General features: G+C 34.6%; 3 protein-coding genes and 3 pseudogenes. 4 read left to right on the forward strand and 2 right to left on the reverse strand.

The genetic code is table 11. The annotated features are described in order from the left end of the window. A pseudogene (locus L5L77_RS22195) lies at nt 1-375 on the reverse strand (transposase); the annotation flags it as partial. Nucleotides 376-1,805: 1,430 nt separating this feature from the next. Between L5L77_RS22195 and L5L77_RS22200 the strand changes: the two are divergent. Further along, nucleotides 1,806-2,768: a GGDEF domain-containing protein gene (locus L5L77_RS22200; protein ID WP_263223428.1), complete on the forward strand. Its 963-nt coding sequence runs from the start codon at nt 1,806-1,808 to the stop codon at nt 2,766-2,768. A 135-nt stretch (nt 2,769-2,903) separates the two neighbouring features. Further along, nucleotides 2,904-3,293, forward strand: coding sequence for an H-NS family nucleoid-associated regulatory protein (locus L5L77_RS22205; RefSeq protein ID WP_263143547.1), 390 nt, complete (start codon nt 2,904-2,906; stop codon nt 3,291-3,293). 103 nt (nt 3,294-3,396) lie between these two features. Here the strand turns inward: L5L77_RS22205 and L5L77_RS22210 are convergent. Beyond that, nucleotides 3,397-3,519: pseudogene (locus L5L77_RS22210) on the reverse strand (IS5/IS1182 family transposase); the annotation flags it as partial. Between the two features lie 81 nt (nt 3,520-3,600). On the opposite strand from L5L77_RS22210, the pseudogene L5L77_RS22215 reads away from it, so the two are divergent. Both L5L77_RS22215 and L5L77_RS22220 read left to right on the forward strand, forming a co-directional pair. Then, nucleotides 3,601-3,795: pseudogene (locus tag L5L77_RS22215) on the forward strand (IS5/IS1182 family transposase); the annotation flags it as partial. Nucleotides 3,796-4,356: 561 nt separating this feature from the next. Then, the gene (locus L5L77_RS22220; RefSeq protein WP_263143549.1) at nt 4,357-5,010 is read left to right on the forward strand and encodes a hypothetical protein; all 654 of its coding nucleotides are present in this window, start codon (nt 4,357-4,359) and stop codon (nt 5,008-5,010) included. The last annotated feature ends 299 nt before the right edge of the window (nt 5,011-5,309 follow it).

The following is a 5,309-nucleotide window of genomic DNA, read 5'->3' on the forward strand; positions in this document are numbered from 1 at the left end:
TTCTTCACTTTCCACTCACCTTCGCCATAGATCTTCAAGCCTGTCGAGTCGATAGCTAAGTGCTCAATGGCGCCGCGAGTCTTGGTTTTAAAAGCAATATTGACCGTTTTCGCGCGTTTACTGATGCAGGTGTAATGCGGGCAAGATAATGGGATGTCACCCAGTTTAAACACCGAATTGATGAAGCCCTGTAAGGCTCGCAGTGGTAATGGCTAAGTCGCTAAACACACGAGGACGACCTTGCTTGGGTTGCTCGACCTTGGCTTTCCACTTAGCGATTGCCTCCTCATCAATCCAGAAGGTAAGTGAACCGCGGTTGATTAAGGCTTGGTTGTATTGCTTCCAGTGGGTTGTTATATAGCGAGGTTTTGACACGGTTGATGGGTAAGTTGATAGGCGATGCCGCTCAGATCTGCGGCTACGGTTTTAGTTCAACCTATTTAGGAAAAAAACCGTATAAACTTGTTAATTTTCCTGAGTAAAACCGCATTTTAGTCGGTATATATCATTCTAAAGATTGGTTGGAACTTATTAAATTTATGTTAGTTTAATGTTATTGCGGAATAACATTAAACTAGCACTCGTCGAGGGTAAACTCTACAGTCACATTCTGTTACTTAGATAAATATACATGGATGATATTATAAAAAATGCTTGGGAAGTGTTCTGGTTATATTCCATCTGAAATTTTACACAGTATTGTCAATAAATTAAGAGTTCTATATAAGTCTGAAAAAAATCAAATAAAAGTTATTTGCGGGCATTTTCATCTTGATGCTGCTCGAGTTTTAGTGTCGCTGATTCAGTAACGTTGGTTAACACTAGCTTGCTAGAGTGGAATGGAAAACACTAAAAGTGCCACTTTTAGAAGAGTGTGAGTGCGATGAGTTAAAACTATTGTATAGATGAGACGTGTAATTGCGTATGGGAAATACTAAAATCCCTAAGAGCACACCGATGAAAGTGTATTAATTGCTGAGGAATCAAATGAAGTTTATTAAACTCATACTTTTAATAGTTTATTTAGATATCTGAAATTTGATAGTTTATAGTTTATAGGAGAACAGGTAATCGTTATAATAAGTATAATTAGTGTGTGTTTTTATGGGGTTAATTGAGAAACTATAAATTATTACTCATTTCCATCTTGGCGGAGTGAATTATAATCATTTAATTAAAACTTAACATCGAAATGAATCGGTTTCATCCTTTGTAATTGCTCAGTATATATAGGAAAATTATTATAGACACCGATGAATAGTTAAAAACAGTTTCCGAATTAAACATATAAGTTTAGTGAGGATTAATAAGGATTACGGTTATCTATATTTCAGATTCATACTCTAAAAATCATGGGTACTTTAATGTGGTTGATATTAAGTTGAATAATGTGTTTATTTAATATAATTAACATGCGTCACGATAAAGCCGTGGATATGATTCTTATACACTCAAAGATTTTAAATATACTACTGAAGATATATTAAGGAAAATAGTAGAAAAAACCACTAAGCACATATATGTAATAGGAAGTTTTGGGGCCATTGAATGTGCATGCCTTTTAAATTTGTGGCCAAGTGTTTTATAGTGCATATCTTAGTACTTCAGTATAACTAATTCCTTGTTACACAGAAATTAGTTTATAAACAAATATTGCTGCTATAATAATTATTAATGGTACATTATGAGGTGAAGTTAGTTTCTATTCAGAAAAAGTATTAACACTCAATGTTTTTAGATGGCAAGCGTTTTTATTTCAACAGCTGGAAATTCTACTCTTAATTAAAGTAATTAAAGGTGAAGTCATGGGTAACTATATAGCTGATATTAATGATATTAATGATATTAATGATACTTTATTTAAAAGTGTTTTTAATAAAACGAAAAGTGGTATGGCATTGGCAACACAATCAGGACAGATTGTGAAGGTAAACCAATCTATTTTATCTATTTTAGGCTATTCTGAAGAGTATTTACTTTCAATTGATCTTCGGCAACTAACCAAAATAATTGGCATATCCAACGATTTCTCTAAAGTAGAAGGTGATTTAATTATCCTAAAGGAGGTTGATGAGCAAGAAGTCAAATTAAAAATAGCATTTGGTGGATATGTTTGGGCTCTATTAAGTATTTATTATGTATGTGATCATGCTGTAAACTATTATATAATTCAGATTCAAGGTATTGATAAAAGAAAAAAACATGAGTTAAGAATAGAGCGTCAAAAAAAATCATTAAATAAAATAAATATGATTCTTGAGCGGATGGCAACAGAGGACTTCTTGACAGAAGTTGCAAATAGAAGGCAATTTGAATTTTGGTTTAATCATCAGATCTCAAGAGTAAAGCAACTTGCAGTTCCGATATCAATTGCAATAGTAGATATTGATTTATTTAAGTCATACAATGATGAACATGGTCATCTAGAGGGAGATATTGCGTTAAAATATGTAGCAAAAACATTAAGCGACAATCTGCGAAATCAAGATAAAATAGCAAGATTTGGTGGTGAGGAATTTACTATTCTTATGCCAAATACTAATGAGAACAACTGTATCTTAGTCTGTGAGCGATTAAGAGAATGCGTTGAAAAGCTAAGTATTCTTAAACGAAATGTCACAGTAAGTATTGGTGCAATTGTATATATCCAACATAGCGGTAGTACAGTGAAATGCGATACTTTACTAGGAGTAGCTGATAAAAATTTATACGAAGCAAAATATAAAGGTAGAAATCAAGTGAAAGTAACTACGTTAGACTTAATATGACCTAACCGTGTTGAACTTTGCAGTGAGGCTGTTCATATTTCTGTGCAAGGTTAATTTCACAGAATGGTTTTGTGTATTCATCACAAATTGAAAATCAGCTATATTGTTGCGATACAAACTTATTAGGGAAATACAATGTCTGAATTTTTAGAGATTTTAACACATGCTCGTCGTTTAAAAGCTTCTGTTAAAGAGTTATCTGTTGCAGAACTAAAAGATGTGTACGAAAAGTTAGGGAAGATCGTTGCTGAAAGAGAAGAAGAAGCGAATGCTGAAGCTGAAGCAAATGCTGAGCGTATCGCGAAAATTGCAGAGCTTCAGAAGATGATTGAGTCTGCAGGCTTGTCACTTGATGATCTTGGCGGTGTTACTGCAAAAGTAAAAAGTGCAAGAGCACCACGTCCAGCTAAATATTCAATTGTCGTTGAGGGCGAAACCGTCACTTGGATAGGACAAGGTAGAATGCCAACTGTATTCAAACTGCAAATTGAAAATGGCCGTTCAATCGAAGACTTCTTGATTTAAATTCCACGCTCATAACAGAACAGACTGATGAAAGTCTGTTCTGTTTCTAAGCAGTCCCTAAATGTGTCGTAACCTATTTCAGAGAGAATAATAGAATCTAATTTTGAACCTTGACTTTCCACTTAGCAATTACCTCCTCATCAATCCAGAAGGTAAGCGAACCGCGGTTGATTAAGGCTTGGTTGTATTGCTTCCAGTGTGTTGTTTTATAGCGAGGTTTTGACACGGTTGATGGGTAAGTTGATAGGCGATGCCGATCAGTTCTGCGGCTACGGTTTTTAGTTCAACCTATTTAGAAAACAAAGCCAGGCGCCGCTATAAGAATACACCTCAAGAAAGAGTCGATGGGTGCTTATATCGGTATCGATATTTAGTGGAGAATGCTTTTGGAAGAATTAAACACTATCTAGCAATATCAATAAGATATGACAAGTCAGCAAGAAATTACGCCAGTATGGTGTCACTGGCGTTTATGTTAATGTGGCTGCCGATATATTGTTGAATAACATTTGTACAACAAAGATCAACAGACCCTAGTCAATATATCAATTTTTTTTTAAAAACTATCTTCTCTTTATGTTTATCCATTGATTTTCCCCAAACGTTATTACAGTACAGCGCTCCATTTAATTAAGACTTTAAATTATTATTATTAATTATACTGTAGTCTTGGTAAAGTCAATTATAGTGTTTAATATTTTCTGGTGACTTCGGATTTAGATCGTAATTTTTTGACTAGAATTATAATATAATTTCTGGAATCCGGCTTATAAAACATCACCATGGGAATGTTTTAATTCTTTGCAGCTTAACTCGTATGTAATGGTTCTAGCACGCTAAAGTTGATGCGGCGAAATGTCAGATAACGACAGAACTAACATTCCTAACTAAATATTAATAATTATATTAAATAGCTCTAAAGTAGTATTGCGTTAATTGATTATCTTGCTAGTTTTGTTATTGAGGTAACTCACCACTTGAGATTGTTTAACATCTTTTTCGGTAAGAATACTTCATACCCTAAGTTAGTTAGAAAGTCATCATAATAAAGGATAATAATATAATGGGAATTAAAATTCACGATAATGAGTTTGTATTTAATATTGAAGGTCTATCAGACGTTTCCTTTACTGAAAAGGATCATTGCATTAGCCATGGCCAACCTTATGAAGGCGTTACTTGCCACGGGAAAACCCTAGTAGTAAAAGCTGGCCGTCATAAAACAAGCGATGTTTCGCATTGGTTTATGAACAACACGCATGGAGGTGGGGTCATAGCTAAAACATTTAACGATCACCAACCTGCAGAACTGAATTTTGCAGTACGTGGAAAGTTAACCCTTACCGTTAATGGCACTAAATATACTATCGACGATTTCCTTTTAGGGCAAGGTAGTTATTTAAGCAATAATAACTGGTGGATTGGCTCGAAGGACATGATCGGTGTGACGTGGGGGGGCACTGTAGACCTAAAGTATGCTGAAGGCTTAGCCAAAGATACGTTAAAGATTGTAAAAAATGTAGTTACAGAGAATCCCGTAGGCGCTATTACTGCGAGTGGCCAACTAATCCTCGACATTTTAAAGCACAATCAAGTTGGTTCCGGTTCTATAGCTGCATTAATTAGTGGTTCAAATACCACAGTAGAGTTATTCTTATTCCAAATGGACAATTCTGATACTAAATCAAGTATGACAGGTAAGTACACAGCACCTTAAGTCTTATCAAATAAAGCCGAACAGATGGTTAGAACTATTATACTAAATTAGTTCGTCCATATAAGAAACTTACTGATAGGCTATTATTTGTTAGTTATAGCCTATCAGATATTATTTCGACAGATAGCCAAAATTGGAGAATAATATGTCTCACGTAAGTACAAATAATTGGATGAGTGCACTAAATAAAAGTTTAACATTAGACAAAATTTCTATACCTGGCACACATGACTCAGGTACAGAAAAGGCCCCCCCAATAGGCGCCAGAACGCAAAACTTTGATATTTATACCCAGCTAA

Origin of the sequence: Shewanella sp. SM29 (assembly GCF_025654245.1) — a bacterium.
Lineage (GTDB): Bacteria > Pseudomonadota > Gammaproteobacteria > Enterobacterales > Shewanellaceae > Shewanella > Shewanella oncorhynchi.

Coding starts and splice junctions, on each gene's coding strand:
- L5L77_RS22200 (WP_263223428.1), top strand. CDS start 1,806: ATGGGTAACTATATAGCTGATATTAATGATATTAATGATATTAATGAT.
- L5L77_RS22220 (WP_263143549.1), top strand. CDS start 4,357: ATGGGAATTAAAATTCACGATAATGAGTTTGTATTTAATATTGAAGGT.
- L5L77_RS22205 (WP_263143547.1), top strand. CDS start 2,904: ATGTCTGAATTTTTAGAGATTTTAACACATGCTCGTCGTTTAAAAGCT.